Source organism: Aureimonas sp. AU12 (assembly GCF_001463705.1).
In the GTDB taxonomy this organism is placed as follows: Bacteria; Pseudomonadota; Alphaproteobacteria; order Rhizobiales; family Rhizobiaceae; genus Aureimonas.
The window spans coordinates 1-20,028 of sequence record NZ_BBWH01000036.1 but is presented as its reverse complement, the minus strand read 5'-3'; the positions used below and the strand labels follow the sequence as shown (position 1 = coordinate 20,028).

23 protein-coding genes and 1 pseudogene are annotated in these 20,028 nt (G+C 68.1%); 22 read left to right on the top strand and 2 right to left on the bottom strand.

Annotation, left to right across the window (positions count from 1 at the left end; translation table 11 throughout):
* The first annotated feature begins 12 nt into the window (after positions 1–12).
* The 4 genes from AUL33_RS14845 (at position 13) to AUL33_RS14830 (ending at position 3,924) form a co-directional block, all read left to right on the top strand.
* The gene (locus tag AUL33_RS14845; RefSeq protein WP_062209690.1) at positions 13–798 is read left to right on the top strand and encodes an ABC transporter ATP-binding protein; all 786 of its coding nucleotides are present in this window, start codon (positions 13–15) and stop codon (positions 796–798) included.
* 177 nt (positions 799–975) lie between these two features.
* A complete protein-coding gene (locus AUL33_RS14840; protein WP_082652616.1) occupies positions 976–1,917 on the top strand; it encodes an ABC transporter permease in 942 nt (313 codons plus the stop codon).
* Complete coding sequence (locus AUL33_RS14835; RefSeq protein WP_082652615.1) at positions 1,914–2,891, top strand: ABC transporter permease; 978 nt, start codon at positions 1,914–1,916, stop codon at positions 2,889–2,891. Before AUL33_RS14840 ends, AUL33_RS14835 begins: the two co-directional genes overlap by 4 nt.
* 37 nt (positions 2,892–2,928) lie before the next feature.
* The gene (locus AUL33_RS14830; RefSeq protein WP_062209687.1) at positions 2,929–3,924 is read left to right on the top strand and encodes an ABC transporter substrate-binding protein; all 996 of its coding nucleotides are present in this window, start codon (positions 2,929–2,931) and stop codon (positions 3,922–3,924) included.
* 697 nt (positions 3,925–4,621) lie between these two features.
* On the opposite strand, the gene AUL33_RS14825 is transcribed toward AUL33_RS14830, so the two are convergent.
* Positions 4,622–5,989 carry a FliI/YscN family ATPase gene (locus AUL33_RS14825; protein WP_062209684.1) on the bottom strand — a complete coding sequence of 456 codons (1,368 nt, stop codon included), beginning with the start codon at positions 5,987–5,989 and terminating at the stop codon, positions 4,622–4,624.
* Between the two features lie 54 nt (positions 5,990–6,043).
* On the bottom strand, positions 6,044–6,769 hold the full coding sequence (gene flgF, locus AUL33_RS14820; RefSeq protein WP_062209681.1) for a flagellar basal-body rod protein FlgF: 726 nt from the start codon (positions 6,767–6,769) through the stop codon (positions 6,044–6,046).
* Positions 6,770–6,995: 226 nt separating this feature from the next.
* On the opposite strand from flgF, the gene motA reads away from it, so the two are divergent.
* From motA to AUL33_RS14730, 18 genes and pseudogenes are all read left to right on the top strand, one after another.
* On the top strand, positions 6,996–7,865 hold the full coding sequence (gene motA, locus AUL33_RS14815; protein ID WP_062209679.1) for a flagellar motor stator protein MotA: 870 nt from the start codon (positions 6,996–6,998) through the stop codon (positions 7,863–7,865).
* Between the two features lie 10 nt (positions 7,866–7,875).
* Positions 7,876–8,820 (top strand): FliM/FliN family flagellar motor switch protein, encoded by a 945-nt coding sequence (locus AUL33_RS14810; RefSeq protein ID WP_062209677.1) that lies wholly within the window; start codon positions 7,876–7,878, stop codon positions 8,818–8,820.
* A complete protein-coding gene (locus tag AUL33_RS14805) occupies positions 8,801–9,151 on the top strand; it encodes a hypothetical protein (RefSeq protein ID WP_062209673.1) in 351 nt (116 codons plus the stop codon). The genes AUL33_RS14810 and AUL33_RS14805 overlap by 20 nt, the downstream gene beginning before the upstream one ends.
* A gap of 42 nt (positions 9,152–9,193) precedes the next feature.
* Positions 9,194–9,610 carry a flagellar motor switch protein FliN gene (gene fliN, locus AUL33_RS14800; RefSeq protein ID WP_244492263.1) on the top strand — a complete coding sequence of 139 codons (417 nt, stop codon included), beginning with the start codon at positions 9,194–9,196 and terminating at the stop codon, positions 9,608–9,610.
* Positions 9,611–9,616: 6 nt separating this feature from the next.
* On the top strand, positions 9,617–10,645 hold the full coding sequence (locus AUL33_RS14795) for a FliG C-terminal domain-containing protein (protein WP_062209669.1): 1,029 nt from the start codon (positions 9,617–9,619) through the stop codon (positions 10,643–10,645).
* 212 nt (positions 10,646–10,857) lie between these two features.
* Entirely contained in the window at positions 10,858–11,946 is a 1,089-nt protein-coding gene (gene flhB, locus AUL33_RS14790; protein WP_062209666.1) for a flagellar biosynthesis protein FlhB, read from the top strand.
* 74 nt (positions 11,947–12,020) lie between these two features.
* Positions 12,021–12,470, top strand: a complete 450-nt coding sequence (locus tag AUL33_RS14785) for a hypothetical protein (RefSeq protein ID WP_062209663.1) — start codon at positions 12,021–12,023, stop codon at positions 12,468–12,470.
* Positions 12,471–12,716: 246 nt separating this feature from the next.
* Positions 12,717–13,097: a flagellar basal body rod protein FlgB gene (gene flgB, locus AUL33_RS14780; RefSeq protein WP_062209660.1), complete on the top strand. Its 381-nt coding sequence runs from the start codon at positions 12,717–12,719 to the stop codon at positions 13,095–13,097.
* A gap of 7 nt (positions 13,098–13,104) precedes the next feature.
* The gene (flgC, locus tag AUL33_RS14775; RefSeq protein ID WP_062209897.1) at positions 13,105–13,518 is read left to right on the top strand and encodes a flagellar basal body rod protein FlgC; all 414 of its coding nucleotides are present in this window, start codon (positions 13,105–13,107) and stop codon (positions 13,516–13,518) included.
* Positions 13,519–13,546: 28 nt separating this feature from the next.
* Positions 13,547–13,855 (top strand): flagellar hook-basal body complex protein FliE, encoded by a 309-nt coding sequence (locus tag AUL33_RS14770; RefSeq protein ID WP_062209894.1) that lies wholly within the window; start codon positions 13,547–13,549, stop codon positions 13,853–13,855.
* Positions 13,856–13,867: 12 nt separating this feature from the next.
* On the top strand, positions 13,868–14,650 hold the full coding sequence (flgG, locus tag AUL33_RS14765; RefSeq protein ID WP_062209657.1) for a flagellar basal-body rod protein FlgG: 783 nt from the start codon (positions 13,868–13,870) through the stop codon (positions 14,648–14,650).
* A gap of 3 nt (positions 14,651–14,653) precedes the next feature.
* Complete coding sequence (flgA, locus tag AUL33_RS14760; protein WP_062209654.1) at positions 14,654–15,160, top strand: flagellar basal body P-ring formation chaperone FlgA; 507 nt, start codon at positions 14,654–14,656, stop codon at positions 15,158–15,160.
* The gene (locus AUL33_RS14755; RefSeq protein WP_082652612.1) at positions 15,157–16,368 is read left to right on the top strand and encodes a flagellar basal body P-ring protein FlgI; all 1,212 of its coding nucleotides are present in this window, start codon (positions 15,157–15,159) and stop codon (positions 16,366–16,368) included. Before flgA ends, AUL33_RS14755 begins: the two co-directional genes overlap by 4 nt.
* A gap of 8 nt (positions 16,369–16,376) precedes the next feature.
* Positions 16,377–16,979, top strand: coding sequence for a MotE family protein (locus AUL33_RS14750; RefSeq protein WP_062209651.1), 603 nt, complete (start codon positions 16,377–16,379; stop codon positions 16,977–16,979).
* Positions 16,976–17,680 carry a flagellar basal body L-ring protein FlgH gene (flgH, locus tag AUL33_RS14745; protein WP_062209648.1) on the top strand — a complete coding sequence of 235 codons (705 nt, stop codon included), beginning with the start codon at positions 16,976–16,978 and terminating at the stop codon, positions 17,678–17,680. The genes AUL33_RS14750 and flgH overlap by 4 nt, the downstream gene beginning before the upstream one ends.
* 267 nt (positions 17,681–17,947) lie before the next feature.
* Positions 17,948–18,484, top strand: a complete 537-nt coding sequence (locus tag AUL33_RS14740; RefSeq protein WP_062209645.1) for a flagellar basal body-associated FliL family protein — start codon at positions 17,948–17,950, stop codon at positions 18,482–18,484.
* Positions 18,484–19,287 (top strand): flagellar type III secretion system pore protein FliP, encoded by an 804-nt coding sequence (fliP, locus tag AUL33_RS14735; protein WP_062209642.1) that lies wholly within the window; start codon positions 18,484–18,486, stop codon positions 19,285–19,287. Before AUL33_RS14740 ends, fliP begins: the two co-directional genes overlap by 1 nt.
* A 188-nt stretch (positions 19,288–19,475) precedes the next feature.
* Positions 19,476–20,028: pseudogene (locus AUL33_RS14730) on the top strand (flagellin C); the annotation flags it as partial.

The following is a 20,028-nucleotide window of genomic DNA, read 5'->3' as shown; positions in this document are numbered from 1 at the left end:
CCGTCGACTTTGATGACCCCGTCGAGCGCGGTGATCGAGGCGCGCCATCTCTCGCTGACCTTCGCGACCGGCGACGGGCCCGTCCATGCGCTGAAGGACATCGACCTGACGATCGGGCGCGGCGAGTTCGTGTCCTTCATCGGGCCGTCCGGCTGCGGGAAGACGACGCTGCTGCGGGTGATCGCCGATCTCGAACGGCCGACGGCGGGCACCATCACCGTCAATGGACTGACGCCGGAGGCGGCGCGCCTCGGGCGGGCCTATGGCTACGTGTTCCAGGCCGCCGCGCTCTATCCATGGCGCACGATCGAGAAGAACGTCGCGCTGCCGCTCGAGGTGATGGACGTGCCGAAGGCCGAGCGCGGGGAGCGGGTCGCTCGCAACCTCGACCTCGTCGGCCTCACCGGGTTCGGGCGCAAGTTTCCCTGGCAGCTTTCGGGCGGCATGCAGCAGCGCGCCTCGATCGCGCGGGCGCTCTCCTTCGATCCCGATCTGCTCCTCATGGACGAGCCCTTCGGCGCGCTCGACGAGATCGTGCGTGACCGGCTGAACGAGGAGCTGCTGAAGCTCTGGGCCAAGACCCGCAAGACCGTGGTCTTCGTCACCCATTCCATTCCCGAGGCCGTGTTCCTGTCGACATGCATCGTGGTGATGAGCCCGCGCCCGGGCCGCATCCACGACATCGTCGACTGCGACCTCGGTCCCGACCGCCCGCTGGAGATCCGCGAGACGCCGCGCTTCCTCAAAATCGCCCACCGGGTGCGCGAGGGGCTGAAGGCGGGGCATTCCTATGACTGACGCGGCGGCGGGCCCCTCATCCGGCCGCGCGCTGGCGCTCGCGGCCACGCCCTCCCCGAAGAATCGAGGGGCGATGCCCTGTTCGGTTGGCGGCGGAGCCGGTTCGTGGACGAACGCGGGCTCTCCCACGCCTCTGCGAAGCGACGTTGCGCCGACGGGGCGCATGAGGGGGCAGCCATGAGCGCCGCCCCACTGGCCGAGCCCGGCGCCGGCATCGGGCTCTCGGCACCCATCCGCCTTCGCGCGCGGCTGGGGCAGGCCCGCGGTGTGCCGGTCCTCACCGTCGTTCTCGCCATCCTCGCGCTCTGGTATGGCGCCGCCGTCGTCATGAACTGGCAGACCGAGGGCGACAAGCTGGTGCGGGCCGGCCAGTCCTTCGGCCTGGGAGCGCACATCGCCGCCACCTGGAGCGCCGAGCGGCCGATCCTGCCGGCGCCGCACCAGATCGTGGCCGAGATCTGGAAGACCACCGTCGAGGTGCGGCCGACCTCGCCGCGCTCGCTGATCTTCCACGCGCAGGTGACGCTCGCCTCGACGCTGCTCGGCTTCGCGATGGGCTCGCTCCTCGGCATCGCCATCGCCGTCGGCATCCTCCATTCGCGCACTCTCGACCGCTCGCTGATGCCCTGGGTGATCGCCTCGCAGACGATCCCGATCCTCGCCATCGCACCGATGATCATCGTCGTGCTCAATGCAGTGGGCGTCTCCGGCCTCGTGCCGAAGGCGATCATCTCGACCTATCTGTCGTTCTTCCCCGTCGCGGTCGGCATGGTGAAGGGTCTGCGCTCGCCCGACGGCATGCATCTCGACCTCATGCGCACCTATGGCGCGACGGGGCCCCAGGTCCTCGCCAAGCTGCGGCTGCCGGCCTCGCTGCCCTTCCTGTTCGCTTCGATGAAGATCGCGGTGGCCGCCGCGCTCGTCGGCGCCATCGTCGGGGAACTGCCGACCGGTGCGGTGGCGGGCCTCGGCGCGCGGCTCCTCGCCGGCTCCTACTACGGCCAGACGATCCAGATCTGGTCGGCGCTGGTCATGGCCTCCGCGCTCGCGGCGATCCTCGTGGCGCTCATCGGCTTGGCCGAGACCGCGGCCCGCCGGCGCATGGGGGAGCGGCGATGAGCCGCGTCGCATCGCTCCCAGACCGACAGGCCGGATCGAGGATCGTGCTGACCACCGGCCTGGCTCTGGTCGCGCTGGCTGCGGCCTTCGCGCTGATCGGAGCGGGAGCGTCCGGTCTTCTCGTCGCGCTGGCGGCGTTCCTCTTCTGGCTGGCCGCGTGGCGGCTCACCGCCACGCTCGCCGCCCTCGATCCCGCTGGGTCGGCCGCCCGCCGCGCGCTCGGGATCGCCGTTCCCGCGCTGTTCGGGCTGACGCTTCTGGCGCTCTGGGAACTCGCCGTGCGCGGGCTCGACGTGCCCGTGGTGCTGCTGCCCGCGCCCTCGATGATCGCCGGGCGGTTCATGGCATCGCTGCCGATCCTCTGGGCCGACTTCCGGCAGACCTTCCTGAAGGCCGTGATCGCGGGCTATGTGATGGGCTGCGGCGCGGGGTTTCTCGCGGCCATCCTCATCGACCGCTCACGCTTCTTGCAGCGCGGCCTGCTGCCGATCGGCCATCTCGTGTCGGCCCTGCCGATCATCGGCGTCGCGCCGATCATGGTCATGTGGTTCGGCTTCGACTGGCCGTCGAAGGCGGCGGTGGTGGTGGTCATGACCTTCTTCCCGATGCTGGTGAACACCGTGGCGGGGCTGGCGGCGGCCGGCGCCATGGAGCGCGACCTGATGCGCACCTACGGCGCCTCGCCGGGGGCGACGCTCCTCAAGCTGCGCCTGCCCGCCGCCATGCCCTTCGTCTTCAACGCCCTCAAGATCAACTCGACGCTGGCGCTGATCGGGGCAATCGTCGCCGAGTTCTTCGGCACGCCGATCGTCGGCATGGGCTTTCGCATCTCCGCCGAGATCGGCCGGCTGAACACCGACATGGTGTGGGCCGAGATCGTGGTGGCCGCCATCGCCGGCTCGCTGTTCTACGCGGGCGTTGCCGCGATCGAGCGCCTCGTCACCTTCTGGCACCCCTCGATGCGGGGCGCCTGAACCCATGATCGTCCACCCCAACAGGAGACCCCAGCGCATGAAGACCACCATCCTTGCCGGCGCCCTCATCGCGCTTGGCGCCTCCACCGGCATCGCCGGCGCGGCCGACGCGCTGACGCTGCAGCTGAAATGGGTCACGCAGGGCCAGTTCGCCGGCTACTACGTCGCGAAGGAAAAGGGCTATTACGACGAGGCCGACCTCGACGTGACGATCAAGCCGGGCGGCCCGGACGTCGCACCCGAGCAGGTGATCGCGGGCGGGGGCGCCGACGTCATCGTCGACTGGATGCCCGCCGCGCTCGCCGCGCGCGAAAAGGGCTTAGCCCTCGTCAACATCGCCCAGCCGTTCAAGGCCTCGGGCATGGAACTGACCTGTCGCAAGGAAACCGGCATCGCCGCGCCCGCCGACTTCAAGGGCAAGACGCTCGGCGTCTGGTTCTCGGGCAACGAGTATCCGTTCCTCTCCTGGATGTCGAAGCTGAAGCTCTCCACCGAGGGCGGCGCGGACGGCGTCACCGTGATCAAGCAGGGCTTCAACGTCGATCCGCTGATCCAGAAGCAGGCCGACTGCATCTCGACCATGACCTACAACGAATACTGGCAGGTGATCGACGCCGGGCTCCCCGCCGACCAGCTGACGGTCTTCAAGTACGAGGACCAGGGCGTCGCGACCTTGGAGGACGGGCTCTACACGACCGAGGCCAAGCTCGCCGACCCCGCGATGGTGGACAAGCTCGCACGCTTCGTGAAGGCCTCGATGAAGGGCTGGCAATACGCCGCCGCCAACCCGGACGAAGCCGCCGCCATCGTCCTCGACAACGACACGACGGGCGCCCAGACCGAAGAGCACCAGAAGCGCATGGTCGGCGAGGTCGTCAAGCTCGTCGGCGACAGCGACGGGACGCTCGACACGAAGGCGGCCGAGAGCACGGTGGCGGTGCTGATGGGCGGCGGGTCCGACCCGGTGATCACCAAGACCCCGGCCGGCGCCTGGACGAGCGCGGTGACGGACAAGATGAAGACGTTGCCGTAAGCGGGAAAGGCGACGGCATTGCCGGTGGCGGCAACATTGTCATCGTCGGCAATGTTGGCGTCGGCAGGTGCGTGGCGGGCGGAAGCGTGGCGGGCGGGGTGAAGATCCCGCCCATACGCCTTCCGGCTTGAGGGTGCGCATGCCAGACGGTGTGGATGGACGGCGCCCAGTCTGGCGGGACAGCGCGGGCTGCCAGCGCATGGGCGGTGTTCTGTCGGGAACTCAGCCACCCAGCCATCCAGACCATCGGTTTGTCGGGCTTTGGGACCGTCGAATCGACTGGCCGTCAGGCCGTCGCACCGCACAGACGCAAACCCTTCATGCGCTCGTCATCCCGGGCTGGGACCCGGGATCCATGCCGCCACGCCCGAGGGACAGTCCTCCCCCGGTGTTCGCTGGTCCAGCCGCTTTGGCATGGATCCCGGCTCAAGGCCGGGATGACGAACGTTGTTGCGTGGGATGGGTGCCGCAGGCAGTTGGTTGGGGCACCGCGGGACATATCGTCCAACGTGTTGTAAGCTTCGGTCTCAGTCTGCAGTTCAAGCCAGAAGCCAGAAGCCAGAAGCCAGAAGCCAGAAGCCAGAAGCCAGAAGCCAGAAGCCAGAAGCCAGAAGCCAGAAGCCAGAAGCCAGAAGCCAGAAGCTCGCTTCCCGAGCCTCCCCGCACGCTTCGACCCAGACCCCACCCCGTTCCGCGTTCAGCCTCCCGACATCCCCGCCTTCAGGCGCCGCGACAGTTCGTCGAAGGGCTTGGGCACCGGCTCGTCGCCGGGGTGCTGGATGAGGCAGCCGTAGACATGGGGCACGAGGTCCACCGCCTGGTCGAGCGTGGCGTCGGCGCCGCGGCCGTAGCCGCCCAGGAGGCGCAGATCGCGCGTGTCCTCGAAACGCGCGATCATCGAGCGAAGGCGGGTGACGAGCTCGCGCTCCTCCGGCGTCCAGGCGAGGTCGGCGAGGCGCGAGATGGATTTCAGCACGTCGATCGCGGGGAAGCGGCCTTCCTCGGCGATCGCGCGGTCGAGCACGATATGCCCGTCCAGCGTGCCGCGGATGGCGTCGGCCACCGGCTCGTTGTGGTCGTCTCCGTCGACGAGCACGGCGAAGAGGCCGGTGATCGTGCCCGCGCCCTCCGCGCCCGGACCCGCGCGCTCCAGAAGCCTCGGCAGTTCGGAAAAGACCGACGGCGGATAGCCGCGCGCCACCGGCGGCTCGCCGGCAGCGAGCGCCACGTCGCGGGCGGCGTGGGCAAGGCGCGTCACCGAATCGACGATGAGGAGCACGTGGTCGCCCTGGTCGCGGAAATACTCGGCGACGGTCATCGCCGTCTTGGGCGCCAGCCGGCGCATCATGGCGCTCTCGTCGCCGGTCGCCACCACCGTGACGACGCGCGAAAGCTCGCCGCGCATCGTTTCTTCCAGGAACTCGCGCACCTCGCGGCCGCGCTCGCCGACGAGCGCCACCACCACCGTGTCGAAACCTTCGGCACGCGCCAGCATGCCCATCAGCGTCGACTTGCCGACGCCCGAGCCCGCGAAGATGCCCATGCGCTGGCCGCGCACCAGCGGCGTGAAGATGTCGATCGCCTTCACCTGCGTCGCCACCGGATCCTTTATCCGGCCGCGTCGCATCGCGGCCTCCGGCAACGTGTCGGTGAGATAGGCGACGGGGCCGGTCTCGATCGGTCCGAGATCGTCGCAGGGGCGCCCGAACGCGTCGATCGTGCGGCCCTTCCAGCTTCGCGCCGGCGACACCGTGACCGGGCCGGTCTTCCACGCGAGCGTGCGCACGCCGCTCTGGAAGCGCACCGCGAAGGGCTTCACCGTGGCGGCATGCTCCTCGACGCGCACGACCTCGCCGAGCTCCTCGCCCTGCGGCCCGTCGCAGACGATGCAGTCGCCGAGCCGCACGAAGGGGCTGAGTCCCGCAACGCGGAAGGACTGCGGCGCGACATCGACGACGTGGCCGCTGATGCGGATGCGCGGTTCGGCGAGCGCCGAGAGATCGGCCACGGGTCGGCGCGCGGGCGCGTCCCGGTTCGACGTCGCCACCACCACGGGACTACGCATCGGGCGCTCCGGGGATCGCGCTCAGGCGCCGGATCGCGGCCAGCGGGCCTGCGATCACTTGGGCGCTCCCAGCATGCTGATCGCGTTGGACAGGGAGGACTCGGTGGTCTGCGTCAGGTTCGCGGCCTGCTCGAAGGCGCGCTGCACGGCGATGAGGCGGGTCATCTCGAGAATCGGGTTGACGTTGGAGCCCTCGACATAGCCCTGCGCCACCTGCACGCCCTCGAACTCGACCACCGGCTGCGCCGCCTTGTCGGGGATCACGCCGGAGGTGCCGGCGCGCGTCAGGTTGGCACCCGCCGGCATGGTGAAGAGGCCGACGGCGCCCAGCTGCACGCCGTTCTGCGTGATCATGCCGTCGCGCGCCACGCTCATCGGGCCGCCATTGGGATCGAGCAGGATCGGCGCCCCGCCGACGTCGAGCACCGGCTCGCCGTTCAGCGTCTGGAGTTCGCCCGTGTCCTTCATCTGCATGCGCCCGTCGCGCGTGTAGACCGTACCCTTGGCGCCCTGGATGGCCAGGAAGGCGTTGCCGGCGACGGCGAGGTCGAGCGAGTTGCCGGTCTGCGTCAGCTCGCCCGAGCGGGTCGAGATGTAGCTGGCGCCCTCGGAGGTGAAGGCCACCGGCCGGGCGGCGGCGTTCGAGATGTAGGTCTCGAACTTCACCTCCTCGGAGCGGAAGCCCGCCGTGCGCGTGTTGGCGAGGTTGTTGGCGATCGTGTCGAGACGCTTCTCCATCGCAAGCTGCGCGGAGAGGGCGACGGGAAGCGAAGTCTGCATGGGGGAGGGGTCCGGGCGTTCGGGGGCATGACGGCGGCGGGGAAGCCGCCGGGAGCCGCCCGTGCCCGGGAAGCGGGAACGGAGCTCCGATGCCCCCATTCTGACGGACGCATATGGATCGAAGCTGACCCGGCATGGCCGGTTTCGCGCTGCGGCAGCGCACAGTCTCACGCAAGTCGACCCCCCTAATCATCGACCTCGACTTCAGCATCGATAGGGACTTGCGATGGGTATTCTTCTCGGCCTCATGGTGACGATCGGCTGCGTCCTCGGCGGCTACGTCGCGGGCGGCGGCCATCTCTACGTCCTCTGGCAGCCCTACGAACTCATCATCATCCTCGGTGCCTCGCTCGGCACCTTCCTCGTGTCCAACAACATGAAGGTGGTGAAGGACACGGGCAAGGCGATCGGCGAAGCCTTCAAGAACTCGGTGCCCAAGCAGCGGGACTATCTCGACCTCCTCAGCCTTCTCCACTCGCTGATGCGCGAGATGCGCTCCAAGTCGCGCTCCGAGGTCGAGGCGCATGTCGACAACCCGTCGGAGTCGGCGATCTTCAGCGCGTTCCCGAACATCCTGAAGAACACCGCGATGACGAACTTCATCTGCGACTATTGCCGCCTCATCATCATCGGCAACGCCCGGCCGCACGAGATCGAGGCGCTGATGGAGGAGGAGATCCAGACCGTCGCGCGTGACCAGCTGAAGCCCAAGCATGCGATCCAGGACGTCGCCGACGGCCTGCCCGCGCTCGGCATCGTCGCGGCGGTTCTGGGCATCGTCCACGCCATGGGCGCGCTCGACCAGTCCCCGGAAGTCCTCGGCCACCTCATCGGCGCCGCGCTGGTCGGCACGTTTGCCGGCATCTTCTTCTCCTACGGCGTGTTCGCGCCGCTGGCCACGAAGATCAAGGGCGTGCGCGAGAAGAAGATGCGCATGTACATCATCATGAAGCAGACGCTCATCGCCTACATGAACGGCGCCCTGCCGCAGGTCGCCCTCGAATACGGCCGCAAGGCGATCTCCGCCTACGACCGTCCGACGATCGACCAGGTCGAGGCCGAGACGATCGGCGGCCCGGCGCCGGCCGCGGCTTGAGGAGGACGCGATGGACGTGATCACCGAACGCAAGCCCGGCAATATCGGCGAGCGCCTCCGCTCCGCCGCTCGCCTCGACCCCGACCGCTTCCCCCGGCTGAAGCTGATCGGCACCAAATGGGCCGAGGCGGTCGCCGCCAAGCTCAACGCCACCTACGCCTCGCCGCTGCGCATCGAGTTCGCCGCGATCTCGGCCTTCGCCTACAGCGCCAGCGCGCTCGAGGCCTCGCAGACCCAGATCGCGCTCACCGCGCGCTCGCCCAAGTGGCGCGAGACCGTGCTCCTCACCGCCGACGCGCGCTTTGCCGACACGGTGGCGGAAGCGGCCTTCGGCGGCGACGGGCGCGGCCTGATCGAGCCGGGCCGACCGCTGTCGAGCGTCGGGAAGTTCTTCTCCGACAACGCGCTGCGCGCCTTCGTCGAGACCGGCAACGCCGCCTTCGCCGACGTCGTGCCGCTGATGATGACCACCGACCGCCTCCTCACCGAGGCGATCGGCGAGAAGCTGGACGCGCTGATCCACGAGGACGCGCGCGCCTTCGTCGAGTTCCGCTTCCAAGTGACGATCGGGCGCTGCGAGGCCGCGCTGCGGGTCGCCTTCCCCGAGCAGGTTCTGGCGCCGCACAAGCGGGCGCTCTCGGTGCTGCCGGAAGAAGCGCCCTCGATCGTCGACGAGAGCTGGGCGCGAGACCTCGAGGCCGGCTTCCAGAAGGCCGACATGAAGGTCAGCGCCATTCTCGCCGAGCAGCAGACGACGCTGGGCGCGCTCGCCACCTTCCAGATCGGCCAGACGATTGCCCTCGACGTGACGATGGACAGCCTCGTCCTCGTGGAATGCGAGGGGCAGCGACTGTTCCGCGGCCACATGGGCCGCTCGCGCGACAGCTACATGATCAAGATCGAGGAAAACGTCGACCCGACGGAGGAGTTCATCGATGACATCCTGGCTGATTGACGCCATCCTCATCGGCGCGCTCGCCTTCACGAGCTGGCGCACCGGGGCGATGTACAAGGAACTGCGGCGCCTGCGCTCCGACGAGTCGACGCTGCGCACGGTTCTGGAAGAGGCCGACGCCTCGATCAACCGGGCCGCCAACGCCGTGGTGCTCCTGAAGAGCGAGGGCATCCGCACGCTGCAGGCCCTGGAAGAGCGCACGGCCGAAGCGCAGGAACTGACCGAGCGCCTCGACGTCCTCCTCGACAGCTACGAGCGCCGCCGCACCGCTCCGATCAGCGTCGACAACGAGAACTCCCGCTTCGCGACAGTCTCGGCCGCTATTCGTTAACACCAGGGGCCTCCCGGACCCGCCCCCCTTGAGGACTGCCCGATGCAAGACGAAACGATGGAACTCGAGACCGAGACCGCCTTCTCCGCCGACTTCGGCGCCATGGACACGAGCTTTGCCGACGAGGAGCCCCATCAGGCTTTCGAGGCGTTCACCGACGCGCCCGCCGCCGACGTGACCCCCAATCTCGACGTCATCATGAACATCCCCGTCACCATGCAGGTGGTCCTGGGCTCGACGGTGATGCCGGTCGCCAACCTGATGAAGCTCGGCCGCGGCGCCGTGGTGAAGCTCGACACGAACATTTCGGACCCCGTCGATCTCATCGTCAATGGCCGGATCGTGGCGCGCGGCGAGGTGGTCGTCCTCGAGAACGAGGACTCGCGCTTCGGCATCACCCTCACCGAGATCGTCTCCCCGACCGCCCGCCAGCCCCGGTCGAAGACCGCAGCCGTCTGACGCCTCATGATGCTCGGATCCTACTCAACGCTGGAACTCGAAGGGCCGCCGAAATCGGGCGCCGCCCGGGCCGCGATCCTGCTTCTCGCCATGGGCGGGGAGGGGGCTGCCAAGCTCCTCAAGCATTTCAGCGCCGAGGAGATCAAGGTTCTCCGCCAGGGCGCCGCGCTGCAGCAGCCGGTCACGGCGCTGGAGCTCGACGAGATCGTCGCCGAGTTCCAGGACGCCTTCCGCGCCGGGCCGGGCCTGGCCGGGCTCGACAGCGAGCTGAACAAGCTGCTGCGCGTCTCGCTGTCCTCCGATGAGCTCGCGCTCGTCTTCGAGGGCGAGGACGTCCCCGAGGACGCCGACGCGCTGCCGGTCTGGTACGAGATCGAGCAGCTCGGCGCGCAGCCGCTGACCGCGCTGCTCCTCAAGGAGCATCCGCAGGTCATCGCCTATACCCTCCAGCGCCTGAAGGCCGAGCTCGCCGCGGCCGTCGTCGCCTCGCTCGAGGCACCCATGCGCAACGACGTCGTTCGCCGCATGCTCTCGGCCAAGCCGCCGACCGAGCAGATGGCGCGGATGATCGAGGGCCGTTTCCGCGAGGCCTTCGTCGCCGGTTCGAACGGCGCCGAGCGCAAGGCGCGTCACGCGACGCTCGCCGAGATCGTCAACCGGATGGAGAAGCGCCAGACCGACGAGCTGCTTCTCTCGATCGAGGAGAGCGAGCCGGACGAGGCGGTGGCGCTGCGCAAGCTGCTCTTCGCCTTCGACGACATCACCGGCCTGCCGAAGAAGTCGCGCCTGCTGCTCTTCGATGCGATCCCGACCGAGACGGTCACGCAGGCGCTCTCGGGCGCCTCGGACGAGTTGAAGGAAGCCGTGCTCGCCGCCCTCGGCGCCCGCTCGCGCCGCATGGTGGAGGCGGAACTGGCGCGCGGCGAGGCCGTCGCCGCCGACGTCGTCACCGCAGCGCGGCGCCAGATCGCCGCCGCCGCGCTCCGGCTCTCGGCCGAAGGTCGGCTCGACCTTGCGGAGAAGGAAGAGGCCTGAGCCAAGCTGCGGCGTCCTCTTGCGGGCGCCGCGACGGCGGGGGATCGCGATCGACCGATCGTCGATCGCCCGCCCGATGCTCGGGCCGCCCAAGTCGGCAGCATGGCCCCTCGCGGGCGCTGCCGGACGTCAGTCCATGATGGACAGCGCCGCACCGGCAGGCCGGGTGCGGCGGGATCGCGCGCCGCGAGCGGCCGGGGGAGGCACGTCTGATGTCGGAAGGCGCGGATAAGGAATCCCAAACCGAGGAACCGACGGAGAAGAAGATCCGCGACACGATCGAGAAGGGCAACCTGCCCGCCTCGCGTGAAGCGCCGATCCTCGCCTCCCTCCTCGCCGCGATGGGCGTCGTGGTCTTCCAGGCCCGCGCCAACGTCTCCGAGCTCGCCGAGAACCTGCGGATCAATTTCGAGAACCCGACGCAGTGGTCGCTCGCCAACGGCATCGACGCCCTGCAGTACCTGCATGTGGTGACGCTGCAGAGCGCCCGGTTCGTGCTGCCGGCGACCGGCTTCTTCCTCCTGGCCGGCATCCTGGCCTCGCTGCTGCAGAACCCGCCCCAGATCAATCTCGAGCGCATTCGTCCCAAGGCTTCGAACGTCTCTCTGTCGCAAGGTTGGGGACGGATGTTCGGCAAGCGCGGATTCACGGAATTCGGTAAAGCCTTGTTCAAGTTCTTTGCTGTTACGATCATCGTCGGCTGGATTCTTTCCAGCGAACTGCCTCTTTTGTTGAAGACGATGTTCTCCGATCCGCTCCTCCTTCCGGAAACCATTCTCGGGCTGTCGATGCGGCTGCTCGCGGCCGTGTCGATCGCCACGATCGTGCTGGTCGCGGCCGACCTCCTGTTCTCGCGCATCCTGTGGCGGCGCGACCTGCGCATGTCGAAGCAGGAGATCAAGGACGAGATGAAGCAGAGCGAGGGCGATCCCGCGATCAAGGCGCGCCAGCGCCAGATCGCCCGCGAGCGCAATCGCAAGCGGATGATGGCCTCGGTGCCGCGCGCCACCGTGATCATCGCCAACCCCACCCACTACGCCATCGCGCTGCGCTACGTGCGCGAGGACGGCGGCGCGCCGGTCGTCGTGGCCAAGGGCGTCGATCTCGTGGCGCTGAAGATCCGCGAAATCGGCGAGGCCCACGACATCCCCATCGTCGAGGACAAGCTCTTGGCAAGGTCGATGTACGATCATGTCGAGGTCGACCAGATGATTCCCCCGCAGTTCTTCAAGGCGGTGGCGGAACTCATCTACTACCTCCACTCGCGCAACGGATCGCGGATGGAGATCGGGACCGCCTGATACGGCGGCTTCGGCTCCGAGCGCGTTCGCCTCTTGCGTGCGCACCCGTTCATTCTCCCGCCTAAAGGTTCTTCATGGGTTCGCACGTCATGCTCAACGTTCGCAACAAGCACGCAGCGGACCGGGAAAAGGTCCTGGCGGACGGCATCAAGGAGGTGGTCGCGGAACTTCGCCTCGTCGAGGTGGCGGACTACGTGGCTTTCCTGCGCATGGACGCGCTCGGCAACATCGCCGATCTCGTGGAATCCTCGGCGCAGCTGTATCTGCGGCCCGGCGCGCTGCGCTTTGCCGATGGCGGCGACGTGCATCTGGGCTGGGGCACGGTGCCCACGATCGATCTCGACATGGAGTTCCGCGCGCCGGAGGTGACCGTCCACTTCCGCCTCGCCCTGTCGGCGACCACCGCTGCGGTCCACATCAACTACATCGCTTTCGCCGAGCCCGACACCGATCCCGACATCAACACCGCACGGCTGGCCGGCGCGGTCGCCGACGCGCGCCTTCGCACCGCGCCGCGGGCCTGAAGACAACGCGGAGGGCGGCCCCGAAAGGGCGCGCCGATCCCGCGCCCGGTCCCGCGCAGTGCTTCGAGCCATGAAGGCCCCGCTCTCCAGCGGGGCCTTTTTCTTGTCGACCCTCCAAGTATTAACGAGCGTTAACCAGTGCTAACGAGTCATTAATACTTTAGCATTCATCTTTCAGTCAGTTTCGGACAAGTGCGTCTTCCTAAGAGTGGTCCAGCGAGACCCCATCTCGAGGAAGAACCCCCCGTGAGCCAGCTCTACCTTTTCGGCCTCAGCTCCAACCGCGCGGAATGGCTGTCGCAGCGCCAGGCGGTGGTGGCCGAGAACGTCGCCAACGCCAACACGCCCGGCTATCGCGCCAAGGACGTCTCGGCCTTCACCGAAATCCTCGACACGACGAGCCTGCAGATGACCGGCTCCTCGCCGAGTCATCTCGTGGCGTCGGCGGGTCGCGAGTTCGGGGTCGACGAGGGCCGCCAGACGCCTTGGGACGTCACCCATTCCGGCAATTCGGTGTCGCTCGAGCAGGAGATGATGAAGTCGGGCGAGATCTCCCGCGACTTCGCGCTCGACACCTCGATCGCCAAGGCCTTCCACCGCATGTACCTCTCGACGCTGAAGGGCTGAGCCGATGCTGGACCCCATTTCCTCCGCGCTCAAGATCGCCGCCAGCGGCCTCGAGGCCCAGTCCACCCGCCTGCGCGTCGTCTCCGAGAACGTCGCCAACGCCCGCTCCACCGGCGAGACGCCGGGCTCCGATCCCTACCGGCGCAAGACCGTCTCCTTCACCAGCGAGGTCGACCGGTTGACCGGCGCCGATCTCGTGCAGGTGAAGAACGTCGGCGTCGACCGCGCCGCCTTCAAGATCGAGCACGATCCCGGCAACCCCGCCGCCGATGCCGACGGGTACGTCAAGATGCCCAACGTCAACTCGCTCGTCGAGATGGCGGACATGCGCGAAGCCAACCGGTCCTACGAGGCCAACCTGCAGGTGATCAAGCAGGCGCGCGAGCTGATCAATCTCACCATCGATCTCATGAGAGGCTGAGCCCATGATCCCCGCCATCGGAACCGCGATGCCGCGCTTCGACGCCCTCAAGCTCGACGGCGTCTCCCTCTCTCCCGCAGCCGGCACCGCCGCCTCGGCATCGGCCGGCACGGCCGGCGGCCAGAGCTTCGCGGCCGCCATGGCGGACGCCGCGCGCGACGCCGCGCAGACGCTGAAGGGCGCCGAGACCACCTCGATCCAGGGCATCAACGGCCAGACCTCGACGCAGGCCGTCGTGGACGCCGTGATGGGCGCCGAGCGCACCCTGCAGACCGCCATCGCCGTGCGCGACAAGGTGGTCTCCGCCTATCTCGAACTTTCCCGCATGTCGATCTAAGGAACCACACCGATGCGAGCCCTTGCGATCGCCGCCACCGGCATGAACGCCCAGCAGACCAACGTTGAAGTCATCGCGAACAACATCGCGAACATCAACACCACCGGCTTCAAGCGCTCGCGCGCCGAGTTCACCGACCTGCTCTACCAGGTCGAGCGGGCCGGCGGCGTGCCGGCGCGCGGCGGCGAGAACGTCGTGCCCGAGGGCGCGCAGATCGGCCTCGGCGTGCGCACCGCCGCCATCCGCTCCGTCCACATCCAGGGCGCGCTGGAGCAGACCAGCAACGATCTCGACGTCGCCATCAACGGCCAGGGCTACTTCCAGATTCAGGGGCCGGGCGGCGAGACGCTCTACACGCGCGACGGCGCCTTCAACAAGAACGACACCGGGCAGATCGTGACGCTCGACGGCTTCACCGTCGATCCCGGCCTGACCATCCCGCAGAACACCACGCAGGTCACCGTCAACGACACCGGCGAGGTCTACGCCAAGGTCGACGGCGCCGACCAGCTCGTCGGCCAGCTGACCCTCGTCAACTTCGCCAACGAGCCCGGCCTCTCGGCCGAGGGCGGCAACCTGTTCCGCGAGACCGCCGCCTCCGGCGCGCCGATCGCCGGCGTGCCCGGCGATCCCGGCTACGGCGTCATCAAGCAGGGCTATCTCGAAAACTCCAACGTCGATCCGGTGAAGGAGATCTCCGAGCTGATCTCCGCGCAGCGCGCCTACGAGATGAACTCGAAGGTGATCCAGGCCGCCGACGAGATGTCGAGCGTCGTCTCGAAGGGCATCCGCTAAGCCATGACACGCCCCTCCCGTCGCCCACGGACCCGTACGGCCTTGCGTGCGGCGGGTCCGGCCGTCCTTCTCGCCCTCGGTGCGCTGCTCTCGCTCGCGCCGGTCCCGGCGCTGGCCGCCGATCTCAACCTGCCGGTGCCGACCGCCGTGGTCTATCCCGGCCAAAACGTCCTCGACCGCGGCGTGATGCAGATGCGCTTCACCGTGCCGGGCGACCGGCTCGCGGCCTATGTCGTCGAAGACGGAATGCTCGAGAACCGGATCGCGCGCCGCACGCTCCTGCCCAACCAGCCGATCCTCCTCACCGACCTGAAGTCGCCGGACGCCGTGACGGCCGGCGTTCCCACGACGCTGATCTATCGCGAGTCCGGCCTGATCATCACCGGCATGGGCACGCCGCTCCAGTCGGCCGGCCCGGGCCAGGCCGTGCGGGTTCGCAATGTCGACAGCGGCGTGACGATCAGCGGCATCGCCTCCGAGGACGGCACGATCGAGGTTTCGTCGAAATGAGCCGCATTCTGGCGCTGGTCCTGGCCGCAACGATCTTCGGTGGCGCATTCGCGCCGGCCCGCGCGGCCGACTATTCCGGCTATGGCGGGGGCGGCGGCGCCGTCCAGGCCGGCATCGGCGCGCGCGAAAACTTCAACACCGTGGTGCCGCGCGTTCGCTCCTCGGGCGGCGTGCGCATCAAGGACGTCACCACCGTCAAGGGCGTGCGCGACAACCAGCTCGTCGGCTACGGTCTCGTGATCGGCCTGCAGGGCACCGGCGACAGTTTGCGCAACTCGCCCTTCACCGAACAGTCGCTGCAGTCGATGCTCGACCGCATGGGCGTCAACGTGCGCTCGGCCAACCCGCGCACCCGCAACGTCGCCGCGGTGGTGGTGACGGCGGACCTGCCGGCCTTTTCCGGCATCGGCGCGCGCATCGACATTTCCGTCTCCTCGCTGGGCGATGCCTCCTCGCTGATGGGCGGCACGCTCGTCATGACCCCGCTCTACGGGCCGGACGGCGAGATCTACGCGGTCGGGCAGGGGGCGCTCGCCGTCTCCGGCTTCTCCTCGGAGGGCACGAACGAGAGCCTGACGCAGGGCACCCCCACCACCGGTCGCATCGCCGGCGGCGCGATCATCGAGCGCGAGGTTCCGCGCGCCACCGTCGACACGCCGACGATCACCGTGGAACTGCGCAATCCCGACTATCGCACCGCGATCCGCGTCGTCGACGCGATCAACGCCTATGCCGTCCAGACCTGGGGCAAGCCGGTGGCGCGCGAGCAGGACTTCCGCAACATCACGCTGACCCGGCCCGCCAAGATATCCTCGACCCGCTTTCTCGCCGACGTCGGCGATCTCCAGATCCAGCCCGACCAGGCCGCCAAGGTGGTGATCGACGAGCGCACGGGCACCGTCGTGATCGGCCAGGACGTCCAGATCTCGACGGTGGCGGTGACGCACGGCTCGCTGACGGTGCGCATCACCGACATTCCCAACGTTTCGCAGCCGGCGCCCTTCAGCGACGGGCAGACGGTGGTGACGAAGGACACGGTCGTGAACGCCGAGCAGGGCGGCGGCAATCTCGCTATCGTCCAGGGCGCCAGTCTCGACGCCGTGGTGCGCGGTCTCAACCGCCTCGGCCTCAAGCCCACCGGCATCATCGCTATCCTTCAGGCCATCAAGACCGCCGGCGCCCTCCAGGCCGACCTCGTGGTGCAGTGAGAGATCCCATGACGACGATCCCGCGTTTCCCTCTCGCCCTCGCGGCGGCCTCCCTCCTGGCGCTCGCCGCCGCGTTCCCTGCACGCGCCGAGGAGAAGCCGGGCGGGGAGGCCCCTCCGGTGCTCCCGCCGCAGACCGTGCGCGTCGTCGGTCCCGACGGGCAGGCGCCGGTGGTGGCCGCAGTGCCGGCGACCGACGTCGAGAACTACTGCCGCAACATCGCCGATCCCGCACTCGACCAGCGCAACGCGCTGCAGATGGTCAAGCTGAAGGAGGCCGAGGGCCTCGTGACCGCCAAGATCGACGAGCTCGAGACCAAGCGCCGCGAGGTGCAAGACTGGCTCGTCGAGCGCAAGGCCTTCATGGATTCCACCTCCTCGGTGATGATCGACATCTACGCCGCGATGAAGCCGGATGCCGCGGCCGCGCAACTCGCCGGGCTCGATCGCCCGGTGGCCGCCGCGCTTCTGGCACGGCTGAAGTCGCGCCAGGCGAGCGCCATCCTCTCCGAGATGCCGGCGCCCGTCGCCGCCGAGATCGGCCGCCTCATCGTTCAGAAGACCGACCGCGCGGCCGTGGCCGGCGCGGCCCCGACGGGACAAAGCCTGTGAGAACCATCGCCTCGATCCTCTCTCTCGTGCTTCTGGCCGGCTGCACCACGACGCGCGAGGACCTGATGAAGGAGCCGATCCTGACGCCGGTGGGAACGGGCCTTGCCCAGAACCCGCCGATCGTCCAGCCGGCGACCTATGCCGAGGAGCCGGTGCGCCACGTCAACTCGCTCTGGACCGGGCGCAACGCAGACTTCTTCCGCGACACGCGCGCTCTCAATGTCGGCGACATCGTCACGGTGAAGATCAAGATCGACGACAAGGCCAAGCTCGACAACAACACCAAGCGCTCGCGCGATTCGGGCGTCAGCGTCGGCGCCGACTTCGAGGGCGCCGTCAGCGACTTCTCGCTCGGCACGCTCGGCGCGACGCTCGGCCTCAAGAACGGCACGAAGACGACGGGCAAGGGCACGGTCGACCGGCAGGAGGAGATCAACGTCTCGATCGCCGCCGTGGTCACGCAGGTCCTGCCGAACGGCAATCTCTACATTGCCGGCCAGCAGGAGATCCGCGTCAATTTCGAGGTGCGCGTCCTCTCCATCGCCGGCATCATCCGGCCCGGCGACATCCTGCCCAACAACACGATCTCCTACGAGAAGATCGCCGAAGCCCGCATCTCTTACGGCGGCCGCGGCCGCCTCACGGAAGTGCAGCAGCCCGGCTGGGGCCAGCAGGTGCTCGACAACGCGCTGCCCTACTGATCTTGGCCACCTGATCTTGGCCAAGTGATCTGGGCCGACCGGCACGCCTGCCGGCCGGCGAACCCCGACGACACGAAGGCCGCGTGGCGCTCCCGACAGGAGGTGCCGCGCGGCTTGGCCGTGTCCGGGCACCTGCACTGCGGCAGCGACGTCAGGCTCGGAACAGCACGATTTCTTAACACTTCAGCGTCAGGGCCTGCCCCGGCGCTCGCATGAGCGGCCGGCGGCCCGACAGCTTTTTCAAAGGCCCGTCCGGAGCGCCGCCGCATGACCGACCTCACCCCCGAGGCCCTCGCCATCCTGGCCGGCGCCGACGCGAAGCCCAAGAAGGGCGGTCTCGTCCAGACGGTCGCCGTGGTGGTCGGCCTGACGCTCATCGCGGCCGCGGGCGGCACCGCACTCGGCATGATGCTGGGCAAGCCCCAGCCCGCTGCGCCCGCCGCCGAACCCGCCCCGGCGCCCGTCGTGAACAGTGAGGCGCCGCTGGCCAAAAGCGCCAATCCCGACGCTCCGGCCGACGTCGTGCTGGCGCTCGAGCCCGTTCTCACCGACATCGCCTCGCCGCCCGGCACGCAGCTGCGGCTCGAGGCCAGCCTCATCGTCAAGCCCGAACAGGCCGGCGATCAGGCGCAGCTCGCCTCGCAGGTCCAGGCCGACATGATCGTCTTCGTGCGCACGCTGGAACTGGCGCAGGTCGAGGGATCGCGGGGGCTGCTGCATCTTCGCGAGGATCTTCTGGAGCGCGCCAAGATGCGCTCGCCCGGCGTGATCGACATCATGGTCCGTTCGCTGGTCGTGAAGTGATGCGGCCCGCCTTTCCGGTCGGCGCATCCCTGGCCGCCGTCGCCGCGCTTGCGCTTCTCACGCTTGCCGCGCCCGCCTCGGCGCAGGACGCCGTGTCCAGCGCGGCGAACAACCTCGCCTCCCTCATTCCCGCGGGCGACGCCGCCGTGTCCGGGCGCATCGTCCAGATCTTCGGCATCGTCACGGTGCTCTCGGTAGCGCCCGGCCTCCTCGTCATGGTCACGGCCTTCACCCGCGTCGTGATCGCGCTGTCGATCCTGCGCACCGGCCTCGGCCTGCAGTCGACCCCGGCCAACCTGATCCTCATCTCGCTGTCGCTCTTCATCACCTTCTTCGTGATGATGCCGACCTTCGACCAGGCCTGGCGCGACGGCCTGCAGCCGCTGATGAAGAACGAGATCACGGAAGAAGAGGCGCTGCCGCGCATCGCCGAGCCGTTCCGCGGCTTCATGCTCGATCAGGTCCGCGAGCAGGATCTCGCGCTCTTCAACAACATCAACGAGGCCTCGATCCGCGACCGGCTGCCGGAAGTCGAGCAGGGATCGGGCGACGATCAGGTCGTTGACTTCCGCATCCTCGTTCCCGCCTTCATGATCTCCGAACTGCGCCGTGGTTTCGAAATCGGCTTCCTCATCGTCCTGCCGTTTCTGGTGATCGATTTGATCGTGGCGACGCTGACCATGTCGATGGGCATGATGATGCTGCCGCCGACGATCATTTCACTGCCGTTCAAGATCCTCTTCTTCGTCCTGATCGACGGCTGGAACATGTTGACGGGGTCGTTGGTGCGGTCGTTTCTTTGACGCCTTTGACAACCCACAAGTTCAATCGCGCGAAGTTGATCCGTTTTACAGATCGTTAAGCACCTTCGCGTAAAGAAGAGTGCATAGCGGATTGATCGACACACGCTGGTGATCAAAGGCATGAGGCCGCCCCGCTGCGCCGGCACGACCCGGCATGTCCCCCTCGACGACTTCATGGGACATAGCCAATGGCAAGCGTGAACACCAATGCAGCGGCGATTACCGCGCTGCGCACTCTCCAGCAGACCAACAATTCGCTCGACATGACGCAGAACCGGATCTCGACCGGGCTGAAGATCGGCGAAGCCAAGGACAACGCGGCGTATTGGGCGATCTCCACGACGCTGAAGTCCGACAACAAGTCGCTCTCCACCGTCAAGGACGCGCTCAACCTCGGCGCCTCGACCGTCGACGTCGCCTATCAGGGCCTGAGCAAGGCGAAGGACGTCCTCGACGAGATCAAGGCGAAGCTGACCGCCGCCACGCAGGACGGCGTCAACCGCGACACGATCCAGCAGGAAATCGGCGAACTGCAGAAGCAGCTCAAGTCGATCGCCTCCTCCTCGGTCTTCTCCGGCGAGAACTGGCTGTCGGTCAATTCCGGCGTGTCCGACTATTCGTCCGCCAAGAGCATCGTCGCCTCCTTCGCCCGTGACGCCAGCGGCGCCGTCTCGATCGGCACGATCGCGGTGGATACGACGGACGCTTCGCTCTTCGACAGCAACACGACGACCAACAACC